This window comes from Flavonifractor sp. An82, assembly GCF_002159265.1.
Taxonomy (GTDB): domain Bacteria; phylum Bacillota; class Clostridia; order Oscillospirales; family Oscillospiraceae; genus Flavonifractor.
Genome location: NZ_NFHG01000015.1, coordinates 57,971 through 82,533, shown reverse-complemented (window position 1 = coordinate 82,533; position 24,563 = coordinate 57,971). Strand labels below are relative to the sequence as shown.

Here is a 24,563-nt window from a genome sequence, read left to right as displayed (position 1 = left end):
GCAGAGGAAGCAAAAAAGACCGCTGCTTTTTGCAGCGGTCTTTGAGAAATTGACTAGGGCGTCTGCTCCCAGCGGCAGCCCCGGGCCTGGCCGGTAATAGCGCCCATACAGTCCAGATAGTCCTCCTCGCCCACCTGCAGATCAGGGTAGGCCAGGCTGGGCGCCAGCAGCTTGGTCACGCCCCGGCGGCGGCACAGGCGGCGGAGCAGAACCTCCTGATTGAGAATGTACACGCCGTATTCCTGGGGGGTAGGGGGACGCTGGGCGCACAGCAAGACGGCGCCGGAGGGATAGACCGGCTCCATACTGCTGTCGTTGAGGAGCACCGCAAAGTCGGCCTCCTGGGCGGCGGTGTCCACCTCTGGGATCAGAATGGCCCTGAGGGGCGGAGCACTCGATGTGCCGACGCTGTAGCAGAAGGTGCGCTTCACCGACACGGTGCCGATGGACTTGACGCTGGCGGCGCTCATCAGGGTCAGCATGACCCCGGCGGTCCGCCGCCGGCGGGGCTCCAGCCGCCGCAGCTCCAGCAGCAGGCGCAGCTCCTCAGGGGAGAGCAGCACCACGCCGTCCTGGCTGTTGGCGGTGACGCAGCACTCCGGCGGCACCTCGTCATCCAGCAGATAGCGGATGGGGACCCGCAGAACCCGGGTGATGCGGTCCATGGGGCCTACCGCCGGATTTTTGGTCTGCCCGGACAGGATCTTGTTCAGCGTCCCCAGGGGAACGCCGGACAGCCGGGAGATATCCTCCGACGTCAAATGGCGCAGTTTTTTCAAATATGCCAGCTTTTCCACCATCAGCGACATGAGCGCACCTCCAGAAAGACCGCCGACCGGATGCGGTCAAAACCTCCCGGTCAGTGGACAAAATGGCCTGTGAGCATTGACAATCTTCTCGGAATACATTATATAGAGTATGCGGAGAGGGAAAACTACAAGATGTTGAAAGGGGGCGCGAAAAGAGAGGAGATTTTTGGTGACAAACAGTATAGCACTTTTTCGAGAGGAAAAAGGGCGAATTTTGTCGCGAAAGAGCGAAATCAAAACTATCATCAGAGAAATTGAGGAGAGAGGAAACCATGAGCAATCACCACATGACGTACCATGTATATCTGGACAGGGCCTCCCGGCCTCAGATGTACGGCATTCGGGGACATAACGGAATCTGCGTTGGGCGGATCTCCACCGACTTCCAGGAGGTCAACCGCCTGGCAGAGTGCTGCAACAACGCGGGGCTGTCCCCCATACATCTTGCCGACGTCGTGGAAGATTTTCGGCGCTCCTGAAGAGCGGAAAATAAACATAACCACTTGACCGAAAACCCGGAATCAGGTAAACTGAAACCGGCAAAAGGCGATCAAGCGAGAAAGAGCAAAAAGCCACCCGCCCGGGTGGCTTTTTCGTCGTGTTCAAAGGAGGCAACCAGTCATGGAGCAAACCAAGCGCCCATTCTGGAAACGGGAGCCGGTGCTGTGCATCGCGGCCGTATGCGCCGCGGCCTCTATGGCGCTCAACCCGCCGTCGGCGGCCTATCTGAATTATATTGACTGGCGGGTACTCACCCTGCTGTTCTGCCTGATGGCGGTGGTGGCCGGCCTGCAGGAGTGCGGCGTCTTCGCGGTGCTGGCCCAGCGGCTGCTGGCGGGGGAGCGTAGGATGCGCTTTGTGACCCTGGCCCTGGTGCTGCTGCCCTTTTTTGTGTCCATGCTGGTGACCAACGATGTGGCACTCATTACCTTTGTGCCCTTCGCGGTGCTGGTGTTGGGACTGATCGGGCGGATGGAGCGGCTGATTTATGTTGTGGTGCTCCAGACCATCGCCGCCAATCTGGGCAGCATGGCCACCCCGGTGGGTAACCCCCAGAACCTGTACATCTACGCCAATTATGAGCTGAGCGCCGGGCAGTTTTTTTCGGCCATGCTTCCGCTGACCTTGGTCAGTCTGGTGGGCCTGACGGTGGCCTGCCTGTGCGTCAAGCCGGAGGGTATCCGGGTCACTTTCGCTGAGAAGGCGGAGATCCGCAGCCCCGGCCATCTGATCCTGATGATCCTGTTGTTCGTGCTCTGTCTGCTGTCGGTATTCCGGGTGCTGCCCTATCCCGCCCTGCTGCCGGTGGTGCTGGCCGGTATGCTCATCTTTGACCGGAGCCTGTTCCGCAAGGTGGACTACGGGCTGCTGGCTACCTTCTTCTGCTTTTTCCTCTTTGCGGGCAACGTGGGGGCCTGCGGTCCGGTGCGGGAGGTGCTCACCCGCATCATGGAGAAGAACACCGCCCTGGCCTCCGGTGTGTCCAGCCAGATTATCAGCAATGTGCCGGCAGCGGTGCTGCTCTCCGGCTTTACCACCGACTGGCACGGCCTGCTGCTGGGTACCAACATCGGCGGACTGGGTACCCCCATCGCCTCTCTGGCCAGTCTCATTTCCCTGAAGGCCTATCTGAAGTCTCCCGGGGCCCGGCTGGGCCGCTATCTGCTGGTCTTTACTGTGGCCAATGTGGTGGCTCTGGCTGTTTTGGTGGGGAGCGTGGCGCTGATGGGGCTGATCCCGGCCTGAATGGTGGATTTTGGTACAAATATGATGGGATTACAGCTTGTATTTAAGAATCAACCATAGTATAATAATATACTGCTTCTTTTGCATATTGCGGCGGCCCGGACAGCGGGTGGGCCGCGTCTGCGGCGCTGCGGGACAGGTCCCGGACGCCGGCGGATATTCAAATAGAGAGGGTTCGGCATGACATGAATCGTACGTTGGAACATATCCTTCCCCGGGTGCAGAAGCCTGCCCGCTACACCGGCGGGGAGTATAATGCGGTGGTGAAGGACCGGCGCGAGGTGGATGTGCGCTATGCGCTCTGCTTCCCCGATACCTATGAGATCGGCATGTCCAATCTGGGCATGCGTATCCTTTATGGCGTCATGAATGAGATGGATGGCGTCTGGTGCGAGCGGGTGTTCGCGCCCTGGGGCGACATGGAGGAGGAGATGCGCCGGGAGGGCATCCTGCTCTACGGCCTGGAGAGCGGCGACTCCATCGCGGATTTTGACCTGATCGGCTTTTCCCTGGGCTATGAGATGGCATATACCAATGTGCTCAATATGCTGGACCTGGCCGGGCTGCCTCTGCGCTCGGAGGAGCGTTACGGCCTGTCACCCATTGTGATCGCCGGCGGTACCTGCGCCTACAATCCCGAGCCCCTGGCCCCCTTCGTGGACATCTTCGTCCTGGGCGAGGGCGAGGATGTGAGTGTGGAGATCATCCAGCTCTACCGCAAAGCTAGGGAGGAGTGCTGGAGCAAGGACGAGTTCCTGGCCGCCGCCGCCCAGATCCCCGGCCTGTATGTGCCCGCCCTCTATGATGTCACCTACCGTGCCGACGGCACTCTGGAGCAGGTGACGCCCAAAGAGGGGGCCCCTGCCGTGGTGACCAAGCGCATCGTGCAGGATTTTGACAAGAGTTACTTCCCGGTGAAGACCATCGTGCCTTCCACCGAGATCGTCCATGACCGGGTGATGCTGGAGCTCTTTCGGGGCTGCATCCGGGGCTGCCGGTTCTGCCAGGCGGGCTATGCCTACCGGCCGGTCCGGTCCCGTGACCCGGAGCTGCTGCTCCAGCAGGGTATCGAGGCCTGCAAAGATTCCGGCTACCAGGAGATGACCCTGTCCTCCCTGTCCACCAGCGATTACCGGCCTCTGGAGCACCTGTGCGACGGGCTGTTGGACTGGTGCGAGCCCAACCGGGTGTCCCTGTCCCTGCCCTCCCTGCGGGCGGACAACTTCTCCCTGGGCCTGATGGAGCGGGTGCAGCACGTCCGCAAGTCCGGTCTGACCTTTGCCCCTGAGGCGGGTACCCAGCGGCTGCGGGACGCCATCAACAAGAACGTCACCGAGGAGGATCTCCTCCGATCCTGCCGCACCGCCTTTTCCGGCGGCTGGAGCAGCGTGAAGCTCTACTTCATGCTGGGTCTGCCCACTGAGACCGACGAGGATGTGCTGGGGATCGCCGATCTGGCGGAGAAGGTGTACAAGGCTTGGAAGGAGGTCACCCCCAACCCCAAGCGGGGGGTGACCATCACCGTGTCCACCGCCTGGTTTGTGCCCAAGCCCCACACCGCCTTCCAGTGGGAGCCCCAGATCACCATGGAGGAATATCAGCGGCGAGTCAAGCTGCTGCGGGAGCACATGAAGGGCCGCTCCATCAAGTATAATTGGCACGACTCCCAGACCAGCTTCCTGGAGGCTGTCTTTGCCCGAGGCGACCGGAAGGTGGCCGACGTCATTGAGGCGGCCTGGCGGCAGGGCGCCAAGTTTGACGCCTGGAGCGAATACTTTGACTTTGACCGCTGGATGGCAGCCTTTGAGAGCTGCGGCGTGGACCCCACCTTCTACGCCAACCGCACCCGGGCGCGGGACGAGCTGCTGCCCTGGGACGTGACCAGTGTGGGCGTGACCAAGAACTTCCTGTGGCGGGAGCGGGAGCGGGCCTATGAGGCGGTCATTACGCCGGACTGCCGGGTCCAGTGCACCGGCTGCGGCGCCAATAAGCTGTATCCGGGAGGAAAGTGTGATGCATAGACTGGCCTTTTCCAAGGCGGATACCGCCAAATTTATTTCCCACCTGGATTTGATGCGCACCTTCCAGCGCTCTTTTCTGCGGGCGGGCATCCACATCAAGCACACCGAGGGCTTCAATCCCCATGCCTTCGTGTCCATCCCTCTGCCCCTGTCGGTGGGCTATTCCAGCGGCTGTGAGGTACTGGAATGCCAGGTGCTGGACACCCCTCTGGAGGAGGTACCTGCACGCATGAACGCGGCCCTTCCTGCCGGGATCACCGTACAGCGGTGCTATGAGGGCGTGCGCCCGGTGAAGGAGCTGTGCTACGTCAATTATATCGTCACCCTGGAGTATGAGGCGGGGGCCCCCTTCGGGGCGGAGTCCGCCATCCGGAGCCTGCTGAGCCGGGACAGCCTGGTGATGGAGAAGCGGAGCAAGAAGGCCAAAACCGGCAAGGTGGAGGTGGATCTGATCCCGCTGATCGCCAAGGCTACCGTGGAGGAGCGGCGGGATACCATTGCTCTGGACCTGGTGCTGAAGGCCCAGAATCCGGGCCTGAACCCGGAGCTGATCGTGGCGGCTATCCGCACCTACTGCCCGGATGCCGCCCCCGATTACGCGGTGTTTCACCGCCGGGCGGTGCTGGACGAGCAGTTCCAGCCCTGGGAATAAACCGACCTTTTCACAGACCTTTCGCCTTTGGCGGAAGGTCTGTTTTTTGTGGCGAGCGGCGGCGTATTTTGGGAGAATCATTGATTGACAACGGCGGGGCATGGGACTACAATGAGGCCTGTTGGGCTGACGGAAATCAGCCCGGAAACCCTTGAGCGAGGCGATATACAATGAAACTGCTCTGTCAGGTGGGCGTGATCTTCGGGGTGTGCTGGGTAAGCCAGATCCTGGAGAGCCTGCTGCCCATCCCCTTTCCGGCCAGTGTCATCGGCATGGTGCTCCTCCTGCTCCTGCTGTCCACCGGTCTGCTGAAGCTGGAGCACGTGCGGGAGAAGGCGGACTTTCTGCTGGCCAACATGGCCTTCTTTTTCCTGCCCGCCGGCGTCAGCGTGATGAACTACTTTGACGTGCTGGGCAGCGCCCTGGTGCCCCTGCTGGTCATCTGCCTGGTGACCACCGTGCTGGTATTCGGAGCCACCGCCCTGAGCATCAAGCTGACCCTGCGTCTGATGGAGAGGGGGAAGCGCCATGGCTGAGTGGACCAACTCACCCTTCTTTGGGGTGGCCCTCAGTGTTGCCGCCTTCTGGATCGGCGTTCAGCTGCAAAAAAAGACGGGGCTGGTGGCCTGCAATCCGCTGCTGGTGGCGGTCATTTTAGTCATCGGTGTGCTGCTGGCCCTGCGTATTCCCTATGAGAACTACAACCAGGGCGGCAGTCTCATCAATCTGTTTCTGTCCCCCGCCACGGCCTGTCTGGCAGTGGCAATCTACAGCAAGATGAAGCTGCTGAAGGAGAACTGGCTGCCCATCCTGGTGGGCTGTGTGGTGGGCTCCCTGGTGTCCATGGGCAGCGTGCTGGGACTGTGCCGCCTCTTCCGGCTGGATGAGGCCATGACTGCTTCTCTGCTGCCCAAGTCGGTGACCACCCCCATCGCGGTCAGTGTGTCCCAGACCCACGGGGGTATCCCCTCCATCACCGTGGTGGCGGTGATCCTCACCGGCATCATGGGCAGTATCCTGGCGCCCCTGCTGATCCGCCTCTTCCGGGTCAAGGATCCCATTACGGCGGGCCTGTCCATCGGGGCCTGCTCCCACGCGGTGGGCACCTCCAAGGCCCTGGAGCTGGGGGAGACCGAGGGAGCCATGAGCGGCCTGGCCATCGGCGTATGCGGCCTGGTCACCGTGATCTTCTCCCTGGTTCTGATGTAAAAAAGACGTGCTGCACAGCAGCACGTCTTTTTTTACAGGTCGATGGGATCAATGTCCACCGGATGGGTCTTGCGGTACTCCTTGGTCCACCGGGACAGCTGGAAAAGGGTCCACAGGTCGGAGCCGCCGGCATAGATCAGTACCACGCCGATGACCCGGAAGAGGGCGGCCTCGGTGAGCAGGGGGTGGAACACCACAAAGATGCCCAGAGCGGCGGAGATCACGGAGAGGATCAGATTGACGTTCCAACGGGCGTAGTCCATCCGCTGGAGCTCCAGGGTGCGCTTGACGCTGAGCAGGCCGTCAATGGCGATATACAGGCCCAGGATCACCGGAATGATGCTCTGGATCAGCGGGGGGTAGAGCACCATGATGGCCCCTACAGCGGCCGCCACAATGCCCAGGAAAAGCCCCAGGAAGGCGCCTCCCCTGCGGTCCTCGCTGCGGTAAAAACCCATGATAGCAAAGAGCCCGTAGAGCAGCAGGATGGCGCCGAAGGCATAGGAGATGATGTCCATCACCAGGGTGGGCCACAGCAGCAGCACGACGCCCAGCAGCAGATAGAGCACAGAGAGGAAGACAAAGCTGACCGTCATATTTTTCAGACGCTCTTTCATGAAATGACCACCTTTCTGTTAGGACTGGGGGGCCTGCCAGCCTTTGCACACGTCGATCCAGCCGGCGCTGTTGGACAGCTGGGCCAGCTCCTCGCAGTTGAGCTCCACCGCCGACGCTGCGTTGCCGGCGGCAGGATAGATAATGTCAAAGCGCTGGAGGGAGACGTCCAGATAGGTAACGGTGTTGGGGTGCTCGATGCCGAAGGGACACACGCCGCCAATCTCGTGGCCGGTAAAGGTCACCACCTGCTCGGGGGTGAGCATGGTGGCCTTGTGGTGGAACTGGGCCTTGAATTTGGAGTTGTCGATCTTGGCGTCGCCGGCACAGACGATGAGCACAGCGCCGTCCTCATGGACAAAGGAGAGGGTCTTGGCGATGCGGGCGGGCTCGCACCCCACGGCCTGGGCGGCCAGCTCCACGGTGGCGCTGGATACGTCAAACTCCTTGATGCGGTCCTCATAGCCCCGCTGGCGCAGGTAAGCGCGGCCTTTCTCAATGGACATATTACTTCCCCTCTTTCTTGGCCTGGGCCTTGGCCAGGAAGCGGTCGGCCTGGATGACGAAGCGCTGATGCTCTCCCTTGCCGATGGGACCGGCCTCATCAAAGGCGTTCACAGTATAGGTGAGCTTGCGGCCCTCCACAGCGGTGATCTCCGCCTCGGCCCATACCTTCATGCCAACGGGAGTAGCGGCGTCATGGGTGACGTTGAGCAGGGTGCCCACGGTGCCCTGGCCTTCCTCCAGAGTCGACTGTACCGCGTTGACGGCGGCGCTTTCCATCAGGGCGATCATGGCGGGGGTGGCAAACACGGGGACCAGGCCGCTGCCTACCGCGGCGGCAGTATTTTCAGGGGTGACCACAGTTTCGGCCCGACCCTTCATTCCTACGGTAATGGACATAGAGATGGCTCCTTTTCTGGAAAATTGGTTCGTGCGAGTATCATTTTACATCATCTGCCCAAAGAAGGCAATAAGAAAGCCGCACACAGCGGTGCGGCTTTCTTTCAGTGTGTTTAGTTGGAGGCCAGCATGAGGCGGGTCCACTCGGAGTCGTAGAGGGCCAGCGTGTCGGCGGGCAGGTTCTGGAAGCTCTCACACTGGGCCAGGATGGACTCGTCGGGATAGGCGTAGGGATCGCCGGATACCTCGGGATCCAGCTCCTCACGGACGGAGAGCAGGGGGGAGGAGTACCAGATCTCCTCGCAGTTCTTCAGACCGGCAGAGGTGGAGCACATATAGTTGATGAAGATCTCGGCATTCTCCTTGTTCTCGGCGTTCTTGGGGATGCACATAGCGTCCACGTACAGGTTGGTGCCCTCCTCAGGGATGCAGAAGGCCAGATCGGGGTTGACCTCGGCCATGGTCAGGTAGTCGCCGTAGTAGTAGGCGCCGATGGCGGCGGAACCACCCTGCATCTTCTCAAAGATCTCGTCCATGACGTAGGACTGCACCAGAGGCTTCTGCTGGATGAGCAGATCCACGGCCTCCTTGATCTGGGCTTCATCGGTGGTGTTGTAGGAGTAGCCCAGGTACTTCAAGGCCACGCCGATGGCGTCACGGGAGTTGTTGAACATCAGGATCTGGCCGGCATAGTCCTCATCGAACATGGTAGCCCAGCTGGTGGGGGTCTCATCCACCATGGTGGTGTTGTAGATGATGCCCAGCAGGCCCCACATGTAGGGCACGCTGTACAGGTTCTCAGGATCGTAGTCGGGATTCTTCAATGCGGGGTCCACATCCTCAAAATTGGGAATGTTGTCGAAGTTCAAAGGCTCCAGCATATCCTCTTCGATCATACGGGAGATCATATAGTCGGAAGGGATGACCACGTCGTAGCTGGCGCCGTCGTTCTTCAGCACGCCGTACATGGACTCGTTGCTCTCATAGGTGTCATAGTTCACCTTGATGCCGGTCTCGGCGGTGAAGTCCTCCAGGACGGACTCGTCAATATAGACGCCCCAGTTGTAGACGTTGACGACACCCTTATCGGCGGAGCCGGGATCCTTGGACTCACCGGAGTTGCCGCCGCAGCCGGCCAGCACCAGACTGAGAGAGAGCGCGGAGGTGGTCAGAAGTGCAAGAGACTTTTTCAATTTCTTTCTTTATCCCCTTTCGGAAATTAATTTTATAACAGCCCTGAGGGCATGTTACCGCAGAGAGCGGACCTTACCGGCCCGGGTTGAGCTTGGCCTTCCGCCGCTGGGAGGCGGTCTCCTGCCGTGCCTGCCGGATATTGACGGTCAGCAGCAGGGCAAACACCACCAGGAACATCAGGGTGGAAAGGGCATTGATCTCGGGCGTCACCGGCTTTTTCACCATAGTGTAGATTTCCACCGCCAGAGTGGTGACGCCGGAGCCCTTGGTGAAGTAGCTGATGACGAAATCGTCGATGGACATGGTGAAAGCAATGATCAGGCCGTTGAGCACGCCGGGCATAATCTCCGGAAGGATAACCTTCCGGAAGGCGTACCAGCCCGAGGCGCCCAGGTCCTGAGCTGCTTCATACACGTTGGGGTCCAGCTGCCGCAGCCTTGGCATCACCGACAGGATCACATAGGGTGCGTTGAAAGTGATGTGGGCGATCAGCAGAGTGCCGAAGCCGGTGCGCCAGCGCACACCCAGTAAATCGCTGAGGAAGCTGTCATTGAACACCCCGATGGCGAACACGAAGAGCAGCATCATGGACACACCGGTGATGATGTCCGCGTTGGTCAGAGGGATGTTGTTCACCGACAGGCAGATGCTGCGGGACCGGCGGCGCATGGAGTAGAAGCCGATGGCGGCGGCAGTGCCCAGGATGGTGGCGATGAAGGCGGCCAGCACCGACAGGATGATGGTGGTGCGCAGGGCCCCCAGCAGACGGGTGTTGTGGAAGAGCTCCACATACCAGTCCAGGGAGAAGCCGCCCCATACCCGGTTGCTCTTGGTAGCGTTGAAGGAGAAGACGATGAGCAGCACGATGGGGGCGTACAGGAAGATATACACCAGCAGCGTGAAGAGGCGGGAGGGGATTCGATGCTTTCTCACAGCACAGCCACCCCCTCTTCACCCTCGCCGAAGCGGTTCATGATTGCCATCAGTACCAGTACGATCACCATCATCACCAGGGCGATGGCGGAGCCCAGGTGGGGGTTGTAGGCATTGCCCAAAAACTGCATCTCAATGAGATCGCCCAGCAGCAGGGTCTTGCCGCCGCCCAGCAGGCGGGACAGGGCGAAGGTGGACACCGAGGGGATGAACACCATGGTCACCCCGGACAGCACGCCGGGAAGAGACAGTGGGAAGATCACCTTCCGGAACACCATGGAGCTGTTGGCGCCCAGGTCCTGGGCGGCCTCCACCACCTTGGGGTCGATCTTGTCGATGACCGAGAAGATGGGCAGCACCATGAAGGGCAGGAAGTTGTACACCATACCAAGCACAATGGCGCCGGGGGTGTTGATCATGCGGAAAAACTGGAGGTTGGTGCCGAAGATGGCGTTCCACAGATCAAAAAAGCCGATGGCGGACAGGAACTGGTTGATGAGGCCGTTGTCGTCCAGAATGGACATCCAGGCGTAGGTCCGCAGCAGAAAATTCATCCACATGGGCAGCATGATGAGCATCATGGCCACCTTGCGCACCATCAGCCCCTCCCGGGACAGAAAGTAGGCCAGGGGATAGCCGATGAGAATGCAGATCAGTGTAGCCACAAAGGCCAGCACGAAGGAGTGCTGGAAAGCGGGAATATAGGTGCCCATGTTGCTGAAGTTGCTCAGGGTGACGCTGCCGTCCTGGCCGGTAAAGGCAAAGATCACAACCAGAATGAGGGGGGCCACCACGAAGAGAGCCATCCATACCACGTAGGGCGCGGCCAGCCACTTATTCCTCATCGTTGTCTTCCTCCTCCAGCCGGTCCTCGTTGAGCTCGTCATACTCCGCGGAGTAGGAGCTGTAGTCGCCGAAGGTGCCGGAGTACTGGCTCTTCTTCATGATGTGGAAGCCGTCAGGGTCGATCTTCACCCCAATCTTGGCCCCCACGGGGGAGTAGTCGGTGGTCTGAATGAGCCACTTGAAGCCCCGGAAGTCCACGATGATATCATAGTGGATACCCTTGAAGGTGACCTCGGTGACGGTGCCGGTGAGCTGGCCCTCAGACTCGGGAACGATGTCGATGTCCTCGGGACGGATGACCACGTCCACCGCCTCGCCGGGGGCGAAGCCCTTGTCCAGACACTTGAACTTCCGGCCATACATGCCCACCACATAGTCCTCGTGCATGATGCCGTCAATGATGTTGGACTCGCCGATGAAGTCGGCCACGAAGGCGTTCTTGGGTTCGTTGTAAATGTCCTCGGGGGTACCGATCTGTTGGATCTTGCCCTCGTTCATCACCACGATGGTGTCCGACATGGTGAGGGCCTCTTCCTGATCGTGGGTGACGTAGATAAAGGTGATGCCCACCTGCTGCTGAATGCGTTTCAGTTCGATCTGCATGTCCTTGCGCAGCTTCAGGTCCAGGGCGCCCAGCGGTTCGTCCAGAAGGAGGACCTGGGGCCGGTTGACAATGGCCCGGGCAATGGCCACCCGCTGCTGCTGGCCGCCGGAGAGGGAGTTCACCGACCGCTTGCCGTAGCCGGCCAGGTTCACCAGGGCCAGGGCCTCCTCCACCCGCTCCTTGATCTCGGACTCAGGGATCTTGATGAGCCGCTTGGGGTCCTTGGGATCGGGCACTTTGTTCACCCGCAGGCCGAAGGCCACGTTTTCAAAGATGTTCATATGGGTGAACAGGGCATATTTCTGAAAGACGGTGTTGACCTTCCGCTTATGAGGGGGAACGTCATTAATCCTCACGCCGTCAAAATACACGTCGCCGGAGGTAGGCTTCTGAAAGCCGCCGATGATACGAAGCGTCGTGGTTTTGCCGCACCCGGAAGGACCGAGCAGCGTGAGGAACTCCTTGTCGTTGATATATAGGTTGATGTGGTCCAGAATGACGTCGTCGTCAAATTTCATGAAGCAATCCGACAGGCGGATCAGTTCCTTGGACATGTATCCTCCCCCATTTCTAAACGGTAGTAAAGGGCGTACCCAAACCGGCGGTTGGGTACGCCCTTATGACGAAACAAATATATATGGAATTGCGAAAAATGTCAATAATAAAACCGCTTTTTTTTCAGGGATTTTACGGCCTGATCCCCATGGAGCATCTATACTTATGATTCAGGAAAATACTCTGCCACAAAATCAACATCGTCCACAGTAAACACCTTGCCCCGCAGGTACTCCAGGAGCCCCGCATCGGTGGGAAAGATGAACTCCAGCTTGTAGGAATAGAGGGCCTGGAAGGAGCGGCCGTACTGCTTGTTATCCCGCTCCCGGCCGTACTTGCCGTCCCCCAGCAGGGGGTGGCCGGCGGCAGCGAACTGGGCACGGATCTGGTGGGTGCGGCCGGTGAGCAGCTCGCACTCCACCAGGGACAGCCCTCGGTTGGCCTTCAATGTCTTATATAAGGTAGCGGCGCTCTTTCCGCCGGGCACCGGCTTGTGGAACACCTTCACCTGGGCGCGGCTCTCGTCCTTCAGCAGAAAGCCCTCCAGCTTGCCCTGGGGGGGCGTCATTTTGCCGTGGATGATGGCCAGATAGAACTTGGCGATCTCCCGGTCCTTGATCTTCTGATTCAGGATGCGCAGGGTCTCGGCGTTCTTGGCCGCCATGACGATGCCGCCGGTGTTGCGGTCGATGCGGTTGCACAGGGCGGGAGTGAAGGAGTGCTCGTCCCGGGGATTCCACTCCTTCTTTTGATAAAGGTAGGCCTGGATGTGGGTGATGAGGGTGTTGACCTTCTCATGCTCGTCGGCGTGGCACAGCAGGCCGGGCCGCTTGTTGAGGAGCATCAGGTTTTCATCCTCATAGACGATATCCAGCTTGGGCTTGAACACCGCAAGAAAGGCGTTGTCCTCCCGGGGCTGGTCAAAGAACTCGTCGTTGATGTATAATTGCAGTAAATCCCCCACCTGGAGCCGCACATCCCGCTGGGACCCCTTGCCGTTGACCTTCACCCGCTTCAGGCGGATGTATTTCTGGGCCAGGGGGGCGGGGAGGAGGGGCAGGGTCTTGCCCAGCCACCGGTCCAGCCGCTGCCCGGCGTCATTTTTTCCAATGGTAAATTCCCGCATAATGACCTCCGAAGCGCCGGAGCGCAATTTTTTCAGTAATGATATATTATACTGGTTTCCATAGAGAAGCGCAAGCCGGGCCGGGGAGAAGGCCTGGAAAAAGTGGCAGAAAAAAGTTGAAAAAAAGATTTGACAACCGGAAGTATTTTCGCTATAATATTCCGCGTACCATTATGAGGAGGGTATCATGCGCTTTAATCTGAAGGAGATACTTCACGTACCGGGCGCGTCTCTGCCCTTTGAGTCCCAGTTGGATCTGTCCGATCTGGATTTTTACGGGGAGCGGCCCTTTGCCCACCCTATTAAGATCCATGGGGCGGTACGGAATATGGCGGGAGCCCTGCTGCTGGAAGGAACTGCGGACACCACCCTGGAATTGGTGTGTGACCGCTGCCTCAAGCCTTTCCAACAGGAGCTGCATCTGCCCGTCAGCACTCTGCTGGCAGAGACCCTTGAGGATGAGGAGAACGACGAGATCGTGCTCCTGGAGGACGGCGCCGTGGATTTGGACGAGGTGTTCACCACGGCTTTGGTGCTGTCCATGGACTCCAAGCACGTCTGTTCGGAGGACTGCAAAGGTCTGTGCGCCACCTGCGGCGCCAACCTGAACGAGGGACCCTGCGGATGCAGAAAAGAGATCGATCCACGTTTGGCTGCACTTGCGCAGCTGTTGGATAAAGATGAGTAAGATTTGCCCGGCCAGGGCATGAACCTAAGGAGGTGTCATAAATGGCAGTCCCTAAGAGTAAAGTGTCCAAGCAGCGCCGGAATAAGCGCCGCAGCTCCGTGTGGAAGCTGGAGACTCCCGGCGTCACCACCTGCCCCAAGTGCGGTGCGTTCCGCCTGCCCCACCGGATGTGCAAGAGCTGCATGACCTACAAGGGCCATGAGTTCGGCAAGGTGGAAAACACTGCTGAGGCGAACTAAATAGCCGAAAAAGAACGAGGGGAGAGAAGCCCCTCTTTCTTTTTGCCCGGAAATAGGATAGAATAATCCATATCCGGAACGTAGGGCCGATGCCCCATCGGCCCATTTCAACCTGATCAAAAGGAGAAGACCCCATGAGCCTGACCAAAATCGCATCGGTGGACCCCCACAGTCCGGCCCGGAAGGCGGGCGTCAGGCCGGGGGAGACTCTGACCCATATCAACGGCCATCCCATTGTGGATGTACTGGACTATAAGTTTTATGCCTACGATCCCAGGCTGGAGCTTACCCTCACCGAGGAAAACGGCGGCAGCCGTACCCTCCGCATCAGAAAAGAGGAGGGGGAGGACCTGGGGCTGAACTTTGAAACCTATCTGATGGACAGAGCCCGGTCCTGCGCCAATAAGTGCATCTTCTGTTTTGTGGACCAGATGCCACCTGGCATGCGGGACACCCTTTATTTCAAGGACGACGATGCCCGGCTGTCCTTCCTGATGGGCAATTATATGACCCTCACCAATCTGTCCCAACGGGAGATCCAGCGGATCATCGACCTGCGGATCAGCCCCATCAACATCTCGGTCCATGCCACCGATCCGGAACTGCGCACCGCCATGCTGAAAAATCCCCGGGCGGGGGAGTGCCTGTCCATCATGGAGCGGTTCGCCCAGGCGGGGATCGAGATGAACTGCCAGATTGTGGCCTGCCCCGGCGTCAACGATGGTCCCGCACTGGCCCGGACCATGGAGGATCTGGGTAAGCTTCACCCTGCGGTGACCAGTGTGGCTGTGGTGCCGGTGGGGGTCACCAAATTCCGGGAGGGGCTTTGCCGCATCGAGCCCTACACTAAGGCACAGGCGGCTGCCCTCATTGACCAGGTGGAGAAGTTTGCTGCTGCCTTTCTGGAGAAGCAGGGTACCAGCCTGGTGTGGTGCTCTGATGAATTTTACCTCATGGCCGGACGGGAACTGCCGGAAAAGGCCTACTATGAGGATATGGACCAGTTGGAAAACGGCGTAGGGATGCTGCGGCTGCTCCTCCATCAGGCCGTTATGGGATTGGAGGAGGAAGAGCCGGAACAGACGGAGCCTTTTTCTATTGCAACCGGCCTGTCCGCTGCTCCCTTTGTGCAGGAAATTGTTGACAACGCCCGGAAACAGTGTGGTAATATAAAAGGAACGGTCTATCCTATTATCAACCGATTTTTTGGGGAGACGATCACTGTGTCCGGTCTCATCACCGGAACCGATCTGATCGAGCAGCTCAGGGGGAAGGCCCTGGGCAGCCGGTTGCTGATCCCGGACAATATGCTCCGGGCAGGGGAGCGTGTGTTCCTGGACGACGTGACTGTGGACCAGGTGGAACAGGCCCTGGGCGTAACCGTGGTCCCGGTGCCTGCCGACAGCGGCTTCGACCTGGCTGACGCCATTCTGGGCCGGGAAGTGACGGCCCAATGCCCCGTGCTCCCGCCGGAGGCAGAGTATTATCGATATAACCCGTAAAGGGAGGGAATATGCCATGAAACCCTTAATTGCGATTGTGGGCCGGCCCAACGTGGGCAAGTCCATGCTGTTCAATAAGCTGGTGGGCCAGCGCCTCTCCATCGTGGAGGATACCCCCGGCGTCACCCGGGACCGGCTGTATGCCGAGGCCGAGTGGCTTAACCGTAAATTTGACCTGGTGGACACCGGCGGCATCGAGCCGGGCACCGACAGCGAGATCCTGGCCTTCATGCGCCAGCAGGCGGAGATCGCCATTCAGAATGCCACTGTCATCATTTTCCTGTGCGACGTGAAGACCGGCCTTACCGCCTCCGACCAGGAGGTGGCCAACATGCTGCTGCGCTCCGGCAAGCCGGTGGTGCTGGCAGTGAACAAGATGGACCAGGTAGGCCACACCAACCCGGATATCTACGAATTTTACAACCTGGGTCTGGGCGACCCTATCGCCGTGTCTGCTGTCCACGGCCACGGCACCGGCGACCTGCTGGACGAGTGCTTCAAGTACTTCCCTCCCGAGGATGAGGAGGAAGAGGACGAGGATGTCATCAAGGTGGCCATCATCGGCAAGCCCAACGTGGGCAAGTCCTCCCTGGTCAACCGGATTTTGGGCGAGAAGCGGGTCATCGTCAGCGATATGGCGGGCACCACCCGTGACGCGGTGGACAGCTACTTTGAGAACCAGAAGGGCAAATATCTGCTCATCGACACCGCCGGTATGCGGAAGAAGTCCAAGGTGGACGACCCCATCGAGAAGTTCTCTGTCCTCCGGGCCACCATGGCCATCGAGCGGGCCGATGTGTGCCTCATCCTCATCGACGCCAACGAGGGAGTCACCGAGCAGGATACCAAGGTGGCCGGTCTTGCCCATGAGGCGGGCAAGGCCTGCATCATCGTGGTCAACAAGTGGGACTCCATCGAGAAGGACGACAAGACCATGGACCGGATGCGCCAGGATGTGCGCCGGGACCTGTCCTATATGACCTATGCCCCCATTGTCTTTATTTCCGCCCTGACAGGTCAGCGTGTGGACCGGCTCTTTGATCTCATCAACTATGTCAATGACCAGGCCTCCCTGCGTATTACCACCGGCATGCTCAACTCGGTGCTGGCCGACGCCACCGCCCGGGTGCAGCCGCCCACGGACAAGGGCCGCCGGCTGAAGATCTACTATATGACCCAGATCGGCATCAAGCCCCCCCACTTTGTATGCTTCTGCAACGACGCCAAGTTGTTCCATTTTTCCTACCAGCGCTATCTGGAAAATCAGATCCGCTCTACCTTCGGCCTGGAAGGAACCCCCGTGCGCCTCACCATCCGACAGAAGAGCGACAAGGAGTGACGGAAATGAATTGGACGACGCTTACAGTTTTGCTCTATGCTGGCGTGGCGCTGATCTCCTATTTCCTGGGCTGCTTCAACGGGGCGGTCATCGTTTCCAAGTATATTCTCCGGGATGACGTGCGCAAGCATGGCAGCGGCAACGCGGGCCTGACCAACTTTTACCGCACCTTCGGCGGTCCCCTCACCCTGGTGGTGATCCTGACCGACGTGCTCAAGGCGGTGGTTGCCATCCTGCTGGCCTCCTGGCTGTTTGGCGGCGAGGGGGCATTCCTCGTGGTCGTGGGCAAGTACTGGGCGGGCACCTTCTGCCTGCTGGGCCACATGTTCCCCTGTATGTTTCACTTCAAGGGGGGCAAGGGCATCCTGTCCGGCGGCACCATCGCCATTATGATGGACTGGCGCATCGCCCTGGTGGTGTGGGGCGGGTTCCTCATCCTGGCCATCATCACCAAGTGGGTTTCCCTGGGCTCCATCTGGGCGGGTGCATCCTTCCCCTTTACGACAGGGTTTGTTTACCGCAGCTATCTGCTTGATCCGGTGTGGTCGGCCCACGCGTGGCTGGTGCTGATTCTGTCCATCGTTCTGGGCGGCCTGATCGTGTGGAAGCATCGGGGCAACCTGAAGCGCATCCTCAGCGGTACCGAGTCCAAGTTCAGCCTGCATCATAAATTGAACGGGGGTACGTCAAAGTGAAGATCGCGGTATTGGGCAGCGGCGGCTGGGGCACGGCTCTGGCCCTGGTGCTGTTGGAAAATGGGCATGATGTGACCCTGTGGTCCTATACGGCGGAGGAGTCTGCCGTGCTGCGGGAGACAGGGGAGAACCCCATGCTGAAGGGCGTGCCGCTCCCCAAGGAGCTGAAACTGACCTCCGACCTGGAGTGTGTGAAGGGATGCGGTGCGGTGGTGCTGGCCACCCCGTCTTTTGCGGTGCGTACTACCGCCCGGGCTGCCGCCCCTCTGCTGGACCCCGGCGCAGTGCTGGTGTCGGTGTCCAAGGGCATTGAGAAGGATACCTCTCTTACCCTCACCGACGCCATCGAGCAGGAGGTAGGGGACGCACATGCCATCGTGGCCCTGTCCGGCCCCTCCCACGCCGAGGAGGTGGGCCGCCATATCCCCACGGTGGTGGTGTCTGCCTCCAAGGACCGCTCCGCCGCGGAGCAGGTCCAGGACCTGTTTATGAATGAGCGCTTCCGGGTATACGCCTCCGATGACGTGGTGGGCGTGGAGCTGGGCGCCGCCCTGAAGAACGTCATTGCCCTGTGCGCCGGTATCAGCGACGGCATGGGCTACGGGGACAACACCAAGGCGGCCCTGATGACCCGGGGCCTGACTGAGATTGCCCGGCTGGGTGTAGCCATGGGCGGCCGCCGGGAGACCTTTGCCGGCCTGTCCGGTGTGGGCGACCTGATCGTGACCTGTACCTCCATGCACTCCCGCAACCGCCGCTGCGGCATCCTGATCGGCAAGGGTACCCCCACCGACCAGGCGGTGAAGGAGATCGGCGCTGTGGTGGAGGGCTACTATGCTGCCGCCAATGCCAGGACCCTGGCCCAAAAGGTGGGAGTGGAGATGCCCATCACCGAAGCAGCCTATCAGGTGCTCTATGAGGGCAAGGATCCCCATGGGGTGATTCTGGACCTGATGACCCGGGAGCGGAAGCACGAACTGGAGGACAGCTGGGTGTAAATCGCCCTTCTAAAAAAATTTCAAAAAATCGAAAAAAACACTTGCATTCCTCTGAGAGGTGTGGTAATATAATCAAGCCGTCTGAAACACGGCGGCGATTTCCGGGTGTGGCGAAGTTTGGTATCGCGCTTGAATGGGGTTCAAGAGGCCGCTGGTTCGAATCCAGTCACTCGGACCAACTAAGGTTGCCAAAAAAGATGCAACCGCTGAAACCCTTGCTACGGCAAGGGTTTCAGCCGTTTCAGGAGGTAAAATCGAGCACCAGCCGAGGCGGAGATGCAAAAGGGCATTTTCGTGATGTGGGGTGATTCGAACCTCTGAGCAAACACAAAACAGCGAGAGAAGCCCCCGTTGGTAGTTCAAATCGAACTGCCAACGGGGGCTTCTCTCTTTTTATTACATAGCTGTTTCAGTTGGTGGTATTGCTTGCTTTGTCCTTGGTTCCTTGGTGGTCTTGGTAATAGCTTTCTGACATGGTTTTGGATATACTTGCGTTGCAAAACGAGGAAAGGAGAGCAGACCATGGCAGACAAGAAAAACCTATGCGCTCAAATCGACATCGCCCTGCACAACCGGGTAACAGAAGAAAAAGACCGCCTGGAGATGACCACCAGCCAGTACATCGCAGCACTGCTCACTGAATACTACAAGATGAAAGATGAGAATGGAGGAATCAACATGACAGGCAGCAGAACGATGGCATTCCAGATTCCCGAGGAACTCTTCCAGCGCATCAAGACCCACCTGGCCAGAGAAACGGCTCGGACCGGCGTAAAGCTCACCCAGCGGGACTTCGTCCTGGGCCTGATCGAGCAGGCGCTGGCGGAAGCCGAAGCCAGCCTGGCCCCACAGGGGGCCCCTGAGAGCACCGAGGAAGCCCCGGAGGACAACGGAGCCGCCGGTACCACCCCAGACGCCAGCGAGGCCAGCACGGAGGCGGAGAGAGGCACAGCGGACATCGAACAATAACACAAGGAGTCAAAGCAAGGGGCCGGAGGACGCATCTCAAACAGATGCGTCCTCCGGCCCCTTTTTTGTTTTTCCTAGAAGGGGGGTGAACATGATACAAACGTCAGAAAAAACTCGTTTTACAGAGGCTGAAATGGTCACTGTCCGAGACACGGACCTTCCAGATCTGCTGATCTCCCTGGGCTACCAGGTGAAGCGGATCGGCAGGTACTACACCACGCAGGAGATGGACAGCATCCGGATCAAGGACAGACGTACCTGGTTCCGCTACTCAGAGGGCATCGGCGGAGATGCCATCACATTCCTCCAGCGGTTCTATAACAAAAGTTTCCCGGAGGCCGTGGAGTACCTGCTGACCTGGCATGGCCGCGCCCGTGACTCTCCCCCGGTGAGCACTCCGCGGCAGACCAAGGAAAAGGAAGAAAAGGTCCCCTTTACCCTCCCCCCTGCCAACGTGGATCACCGCAGGGTGTTTGCCTATGCTGCCTATGTCAGTATTCTGAAGGAAGAGCTGATTCCCGCGATGGGATGCACGGAGCCCATTGCGCTGGCCTATGCGGCGGCGAAGGCTGCCCAGGTGCTGGGCACAGCCCCTGACCGGGTGGTGGTGGACGCCAGCGGCAGCATCATCAAAAACGTAAAATCGGTGATCGTACCCAACACCAACCACCTCAAGGGCATTCCTGCGGCGGTAGCGGCAGGCATTGTGGCCGGAAAACCGGAAAAGCAGCTGGAGGTCATCTCCTCTGTGACACCGGCGGACATTGAGGCCATCAAGCGATTTTTGGAAACCCGTGAGATCGAAGTGCGCCATGTGGACAACGGCTTTACCTTTGAGATCATCGTCACGCTGTATCACGGAGATTCCTACGCCAAGGTGCGCATTGTCAACTACCACACTAATATCGTGCTGATTGAGAAGGATGGTCAGATCCTGTACCAGACCAAGGTGGAAGGCGAAAGCGAAGAAGGCCTTACCGACCATAGCCTGCTGAATATGGCGGACATCTGGGACTTTATCAACACTGTGGACGTGGAGGACATCAAAGAGACGCTGGACCGGCAGATCGACTACAACTGGGCCATTGCGCAGGCAGGTATCCAGGGCGACTACGGCGCCAACATCGGCAAGGTGTTGCTGTCGATGGATCAATCGGTGGCCACCCGGGCCAAAGCCATGGCGGCAGCAGGTTCTGATGCTAGAATGAGCGGATGTGAGCTGCCGGTTGTCATCAATTCCGGCAGCGGCAACCAGGGCATCACTGTTTCCGTCCCCGTGATCGTATACGCCAAGGAGCGGAATGTGAGCCGGGAGACCCTTTATCGTGCCCTGGCCCTCTCCAACCTGACCGCCATCTACCAAAAAACGCCCATAGGCCGCCTGTCCGCTTACTGCGGCGCGGTCAGCGCCGGTGCCGGCGCTGGCGCCGGCATTGCCTATCTGTGCGGCGGCGGGTTCCAGGAGGTGGCTCACACAGTGGTCAATGCATTGGCCATCGTCTCCGGTATTGTGTGTGACGGTGCCAAACCGTCCTGCGTAGGCAAGATTGCCGCAGCGGTAGATGCCGGTATTTTGGGATACCAGATGTACCTCAAGGGGCAGCAGTTTTACAGTGGAGACGGTATCGTCACCAAGGGTGTGGACGCCATGATCCAGAATGTAGGCCGCCTTGGCAAGGAAGGCATGAAAGAGACCAACGAAGAGATCATCAAAATGATGATTGGCTGCTGAAGCTGACGCGCATATATTTTTAGAAATGCTCCGTTTTAGGGGCGCTTCGAGTTAGATTTTACCTCATTTGATACATTGGGACAGGAAATAAGAAGCACGGACCACCGCTCTTGCAGCAGTGGTCCGTGCGTTTTTATCAGTACCTCTGGAGTGAAATTTTGATGTGGTAACGGGGCAGAGGCGGTATATCCGCACATATGTTGTCCCGGGCAATGCTCTCGCCCCGAAAGACTGACAGAGCAAGGCCGATGAGCCCCATGTTGATGATGGTATTGGTGTTGCCGATGAGCAGCGGGAATTCGGCGGCAAACAGGGTAACGCCCAGATTCCATGCCACGCTGTACAGCGCCTGCATACACAAGGTCATGACCACTGCCAGCGCCACCATACGTCCCAGCTGGCTTTTGTGCTTCAGGCAGCGGCGCAGCAGCCAAAGCGTCAAAACGGCAAAGGCCAGCACAACGGCCAGAAAGGGAGCCCATCCCAATTTGTAAATGATGGTGGTCAAAAAGGTGTCGTTGCCGCAGCCGGGTACCGTCTGTTCAAAGGGGTAGGGGGAGATGCCCGTATTCCAGGCCCCCTGGCCCAGCCACTGGGAGAGATCCAACACCTTTCGGATGGCAGAGGCTTGGTATCCGGCCCCTGTGGGGTCCAGCTCCGGGTGCAGAGCCACCGCTAGCCGTCCGCTGCCGGAAAGGGAGGGGAGGAGGACCCAGAGGGCGATGCCGGCCAGCGCGGCGCCGCAGAGCAGCACAAACCCCATGGACTTCCGCCTGCCGAGCCCGAACCAGTCCTTCCAGGCTGCCGTCAGCAGCAAGACAAAGCCTGTGAGCAGCAGAGTCAGGAGACTGGACAGGCGGGGCGCCAGAACGCAGATCACCGCCAGCGGAATGCCGCCGCCCACTGCCAGCAGCAGCCCTGCCCAGCTCTTTCTCCGGCAGGTATAGAGCCACAGGGCATATACCGCAGGGTAGCACAGGGTGAGATAGATAGCGTAGAGGGAGACCGACTGAGGCCGGGGTGAGGCCAGCAGTGCGATCAGACCGGCTGCGATGGCGCCCAGGTAAATCATTCTGCCATAACGCGCCAGCCGGGCAGGGTCCAGAAAGTAGCCCAGCAGCAGGGCGCCGCAGCCCAAAGCAAAGGCGGTCAGGGTGTGGAAGGGGTCTGCATCCTTGTAGCAATAGGACCAGGAGGCGGTCAGCCAGATTTGAAGAAGGGCACCGCACAGGGCCAGCAGCATGGTGAGGGCCAGCAGCCCCCACTGAGGCCTGGGGCGGTGGATGGAGTCCAGTTCCGTGCCAACAGTTACCGGATCGCCCATCTCTTCCACAGCCAGCCCCTCAGCATCCTCACGGCCCTCTGCGGCAAAGGCGTCCCGCTGGTCCTCCAGGTGCCGCCTTAGTTCCGGCATTACCACGGACCGGGCACGCTTCCAACGGATCTGTGCGGCGGCCGTCTCCAGGTACTCCTGGATGGTCTTATGCTCCTGCATAACAGGCACCTCCCCCCAGCACCTGCCTGACCGCACGGGCATACAGATTCCACGATTCCTCTTTTTCCTGCAGAATCTTGTGCCCCAGACCGGTCAGATGATAGTAGCGCCTGGGTTTGCCGGCGGCGGCCTCCTGCTCATAGGCGGAGACATAATCCTTTTCCTCCAGACCGTGGAGCAGGGGATATAGAGAGCCGGCCTTCAGGTGAAAGGTGTTGTCCGATCTTTTTTTCAGCTCCTCGATCATCTGATAACCGTACATGTCGCGCTCCTCCAGCAGCTTCATGACAAGCAGGGCCATGCTGCCGCTGACCAGACTTTTTTCCAGTTCCATAGGCACCTCCTATATAGACTGTCTATATATTGGATTATATATAGACCATCTATATATGTCAAGCAGAAAAGAGAATAAAGTCCGGATTCCATATTTTGCTCTTATGGTGCCTTTTATTGCCATGACCTTGTTTTGGAGGACAAGTTGTGATAGGTTATAGCTGGATTTCAGCAAACCCATAATTTGTGAAAGGGGATCATGTTATGGCGACCCGTATTGTCCTGAATACCATCTCTTATCATGGAAAGGGTGCAATCGAAAACATTGTGCCCGAGCTCACTTCCCGTGGCTATCAGAAGGCGCTGGTGTGCACCGACCCGGATCTGGTCCGCTTTGGCGTGGTGGCCAAGGTGACCGACCTGCTGGACAAGGCCGCCTTTGCCTATGAGGTATATACCGATATCAAGGCCAACCCCACCATTGAGAATGTACAGAGCGGCGTGGCCGCCTTCCAGGCCTCCGGCGCCGACTGCATCGTGGCCATCGGCGGCGGCTCCGCCATGGACACCGCCAAAGCGGTGGGCATCATCGCCAACAACCCGGAGTTTGCCGACGTGCGCTCCCTGGAGGGCGTGGCTCCCACCAAGAAGCACGCGGTGTTCACCATTGCCGTCCCCACCACTGCCGGCACCGCCGCTGAGGTGACCATCAACTACGTCATCACCGACGTGGAGAAGAAGCGTAAATTTGTGTGCGTGGACGCCAACGACATCCCCGAGGTGGCCGTGGTGGATCCCGACATGATGTCCTCCATGCCCAAGGGTCTGACCGCCGCCACCGGCATGGACGCCCTGACCCACGCCATCGAGGGCTATATCACTAAGGGCGCCTGCGCCATCTCCGATATGTTCCATCTGGAGGCCATCCGCCTGATTTCCCAGAGCCTCCGCGGCGCCGTGGACAACACCCCTGAGGGCCGGGAGGGCATGGCCCTGGGCCAGTACATTGCCGGTATGGGCTTCTCCAATGTGGGCCTGGGCATCGTCCACTCCATGGCCCACGGCCTGTCCGCCCTGTATGATACCCCCCACGGCGTGGCCTGCGCCATCATCCTGCCCACCGGACTGGAGTACAACAAGGAGGTGGCCGGTCACCGTTATCGCGCCATCGGCCGGGCCATGGGCGTCGAGGGGATCGATGGCATGAGCGAGACTGAGGCCGTGGAGGCCACCATTGCCGCCGTCAAGCAGCTCTCCGCCGACGTGGGTATCCCCGCCGACCTGAAGGGCATCCTGAAGGAGGAGGATGTGGACTTCCTGTCCGAGTCCGCCTTCGCCGACGCCTGCTGCCCCGGCAACCCCAGAGATACCAGCGTGGAGGAGATCAAGACCCTCTACAGAGGCCTGATGTAACAGACAG

General features: G+C 59.4%; 26 protein-coding genes and 1 tRNA gene. 16 read left to right on the top strand and 11 right to left on the bottom strand.

Going from position 1 to position 24,563, the window contains the following annotated elements; genetic code table 11:
* Nucleotides 1-53: 53 nt before the first annotated feature.
* Nucleotides 54-809: a helix-turn-helix transcriptional regulator gene (locus tag B5G34_RS13800; RefSeq protein ID WP_087338668.1), complete on the bottom strand. Its 756-nt coding sequence runs from the start codon at nt 807-809 to the stop codon at nt 54-56.
* 254 nt (nt 810-1,063) lie between these two features.
* On the opposite strand from B5G34_RS13800, the gene B5G34_RS13795 reads away from it, so the two are divergent.
* From B5G34_RS13795 to B5G34_RS13770, 6 genes are all read left to right on the top strand, one after another.
* The gene (locus B5G34_RS13795; protein ID WP_275532300.1) at nt 1,064-1,288 is read left to right on the top strand and encodes a DUF6514 family protein; all 225 of its coding nucleotides are present in this window, start codon (nt 1,064-1,066) and stop codon (nt 1,286-1,288) included.
* 142 nt (nt 1,289-1,430) lie between these two features.
* Entirely contained in the window at nt 1,431-2,555 is a 1,125-nt protein-coding gene (locus B5G34_RS13790) for an SLC13 family permease (RefSeq protein ID WP_087338664.1), read from the top strand.
* A 185-nt stretch (nt 2,556-2,740) separates the two neighbouring features.
* Nucleotides 2,741-4,576: a TIGR03960 family B12-binding radical SAM protein gene (locus tag B5G34_RS13785; protein ID WP_087338661.1), complete on the top strand. Its 1,836-nt coding sequence runs from the start codon at nt 2,741-2,743 to the stop codon at nt 4,574-4,576.
* Nucleotides 4,569-5,228: a TIGR03936 family radical SAM-associated protein gene (locus B5G34_RS13780; protein ID WP_087338659.1), complete on the top strand. Its 660-nt coding sequence runs from the start codon at nt 4,569-4,571 to the stop codon at nt 5,226-5,228. Before B5G34_RS13785 ends, B5G34_RS13780 begins: the two co-directional genes overlap by 8 nt.
* A 170-nt stretch (nt 5,229-5,398) precedes the next feature.
* A complete protein-coding gene (locus B5G34_RS13775; RefSeq protein WP_087338656.1) occupies nt 5,399-5,764 on the top strand; it encodes a CidA/LrgA family protein in 366 nt (121 codons plus the stop codon).
* Entirely contained in the window at nt 5,757-6,437 is a 681-nt protein-coding gene (locus B5G34_RS13770) for an LrgB family protein (RefSeq protein ID WP_087338653.1), read from the top strand. The genes B5G34_RS13775 and B5G34_RS13770 overlap by 8 nt, the downstream gene beginning before the upstream one ends.
* 32 nt (nt 6,438-6,469) lie before the next feature.
* Here B5G34_RS13770 and B5G34_RS13765 read toward each other — a convergent pair whose 3' ends face one another.
* The 8 genes from B5G34_RS13765 to B5G34_RS13730 form a co-directional block, all read right to left on the bottom strand.
* Nucleotides 6,470-7,054, bottom strand: coding sequence for a DUF308 domain-containing protein (locus tag B5G34_RS13765; protein WP_087338651.1), 585 nt, complete (start codon nt 7,052-7,054; stop codon nt 6,470-6,472).
* Between the two features lie 18 nt (nt 7,055-7,072).
* Complete coding sequence (locus B5G34_RS13760) at nt 7,073-7,558, bottom strand: YbaK/EbsC family protein (protein WP_087338649.1); 486 nt, start codon at nt 7,556-7,558, stop codon at nt 7,073-7,075.
* A gap of 1 nt (nt 7,559) precedes the next feature.
* Complete coding sequence (locus B5G34_RS13755) at nt 7,560-7,955, bottom strand: thioesterase family protein (protein ID WP_087338646.1); 396 nt, start codon at nt 7,953-7,955, stop codon at nt 7,560-7,562.
* 113 nt (nt 7,956-8,068) lie between these two features.
* On the bottom strand, nt 8,069-9,148 hold the full coding sequence (locus B5G34_RS13750) for a spermidine/putrescine ABC transporter substrate-binding protein (protein WP_087338642.1): 1,080 nt from the start codon (nt 9,146-9,148) through the stop codon (nt 8,069-8,071).
* 73 nt (nt 9,149-9,221) lie between these two features.
* The gene (locus tag B5G34_RS13745) at nt 9,222-10,082 is read right to left on the bottom strand and encodes an ABC transporter permease (RefSeq protein WP_087338638.1); all 861 of its coding nucleotides are present in this window, start codon (nt 10,080-10,082) and stop codon (nt 9,222-9,224) included.
* Complete coding sequence (locus B5G34_RS13740) at nt 10,079-10,927, bottom strand: ABC transporter permease (RefSeq protein ID WP_087338635.1); 849 nt, start codon at nt 10,925-10,927, stop codon at nt 10,079-10,081. The genes B5G34_RS13745 and B5G34_RS13740 overlap by 4 nt, the downstream gene beginning before the upstream one ends.
* Nucleotides 10,917-12,086 carry an ABC transporter ATP-binding protein gene (locus tag B5G34_RS13735; RefSeq protein WP_087338632.1) on the bottom strand — a complete coding sequence of 390 codons (1,170 nt, stop codon included), beginning with the start codon at nt 12,084-12,086 and terminating at the stop codon, nt 10,917-10,919. Before B5G34_RS13735 ends, B5G34_RS13740 begins: the two co-directional genes overlap by 11 nt.
* Before the next feature lie 164 nt (nt 12,087-12,250).
* A complete protein-coding gene (locus B5G34_RS13730; protein WP_087338629.1) occupies nt 12,251-13,213 on the bottom strand; it encodes an RluA family pseudouridine synthase in 963 nt (320 codons plus the stop codon).
* Nucleotides 13,214-13,400: 187 nt separating this feature from the next.
* Here B5G34_RS13730 and B5G34_RS13725 point away from each other — a divergent pair, with 187 nt between their 5' ends.
* The 9 genes from B5G34_RS13725 (at nt 13,401) to B5G34_RS13685 (ending at nt 21,375) form a co-directional block, all read left to right on the top strand.
* The gene (locus tag B5G34_RS13725) at nt 13,401-13,901 is read left to right on the top strand and encodes a DUF177 domain-containing protein (protein ID WP_087338626.1); all 501 of its coding nucleotides are present in this window, start codon (nt 13,401-13,403) and stop codon (nt 13,899-13,901) included.
* Nucleotides 13,902-13,942: 41 nt separating this feature from the next.
* Nucleotides 13,943-14,140, top strand: a complete 198-nt coding sequence (rpmF, locus tag B5G34_RS13720; protein WP_087338623.1) for a 50S ribosomal protein L32 — start codon at nt 13,943-13,945, stop codon at nt 14,138-14,140.
* A 134-nt stretch (nt 14,141-14,274) separates the two neighbouring features.
* Complete coding sequence (locus tag B5G34_RS13715; protein WP_087338620.1) at nt 14,275-15,642, top strand: DUF512 domain-containing protein; 1,368 nt, start codon at nt 14,275-14,277, stop codon at nt 15,640-15,642.
* A 16-nt stretch (nt 15,643-15,658) separates the two neighbouring features.
* On the top strand, nt 15,659-16,981 hold the full coding sequence (der, locus tag B5G34_RS13710) for a ribosome biogenesis GTPase Der (protein ID WP_087338617.1): 1,323 nt from the start codon (nt 15,659-15,661) through the stop codon (nt 16,979-16,981).
* A 5-nt stretch (nt 16,982-16,986) separates the two neighbouring features.
* Complete coding sequence (locus B5G34_RS13705; protein WP_087338615.1) at nt 16,987-17,676, top strand: glycerol-3-phosphate acyltransferase; 690 nt, start codon at nt 16,987-16,989, stop codon at nt 17,674-17,676.
* Nucleotides 17,673-18,674, top strand: a complete 1,002-nt coding sequence (locus tag B5G34_RS13700) for an NAD(P)H-dependent glycerol-3-phosphate dehydrogenase (RefSeq protein WP_087338612.1) — start codon at nt 17,673-17,675, stop codon at nt 18,672-18,674. Before B5G34_RS13705 ends, B5G34_RS13700 begins: the two co-directional genes overlap by 4 nt.
* A gap of 101 nt (nt 18,675-18,775) precedes the next feature.
* Nucleotides 18,776-18,852, top strand: a tRNA-Pro gene (locus B5G34_RS13695).
* 344 nt (nt 18,853-19,196) lie between these two features.
* Nucleotides 19,197-19,643, top strand: a complete 447-nt coding sequence (locus B5G34_RS13690; RefSeq protein ID WP_087338610.1) for a translation initiation factor 2 — start codon at nt 19,197-19,199, stop codon at nt 19,641-19,643.
* 469 nt (nt 19,644-20,112) lie between these two features.
* Nucleotides 20,113-21,375 (top strand): L-serine ammonia-lyase, iron-sulfur-dependent, subunit alpha, encoded by a 1,263-nt coding sequence (locus B5G34_RS13685; protein WP_242957060.1) that lies wholly within the window; start codon nt 20,113-20,115, stop codon nt 21,373-21,375.
* Between the two features lie 136 nt (nt 21,376-21,511).
* Here B5G34_RS13685 and B5G34_RS13680 read toward each other — a convergent pair whose 3' ends face one another.
* Complete coding sequence (locus tag B5G34_RS13680) at nt 21,512-22,870, bottom strand: permease prefix domain 1-containing protein (RefSeq protein WP_087338607.1); 1,359 nt, start codon at nt 22,868-22,870, stop codon at nt 21,512-21,514.
* The gene (locus B5G34_RS13675; RefSeq protein ID WP_087338604.1) at nt 22,857-23,204 is read right to left on the bottom strand and encodes a PadR family transcriptional regulator; all 348 of its coding nucleotides are present in this window, start codon (nt 23,202-23,204) and stop codon (nt 22,857-22,859) included. Before B5G34_RS13675 ends, B5G34_RS13680 begins: the two co-directional genes overlap by 14 nt.
* A gap of 203 nt (nt 23,205-23,407) precedes the next feature.
* Between B5G34_RS13675 and fucO the strand changes: the two genes are divergently transcribed.
* Nucleotides 23,408-24,556: a lactaldehyde reductase gene (fucO, locus tag B5G34_RS13670; protein WP_087338601.1), complete on the top strand. Its 1,149-nt coding sequence runs from the start codon at nt 23,408-23,410 to the stop codon at nt 24,554-24,556.
* The last annotated feature ends 7 nt before the right edge of the window (nt 24,557-24,563 follow it).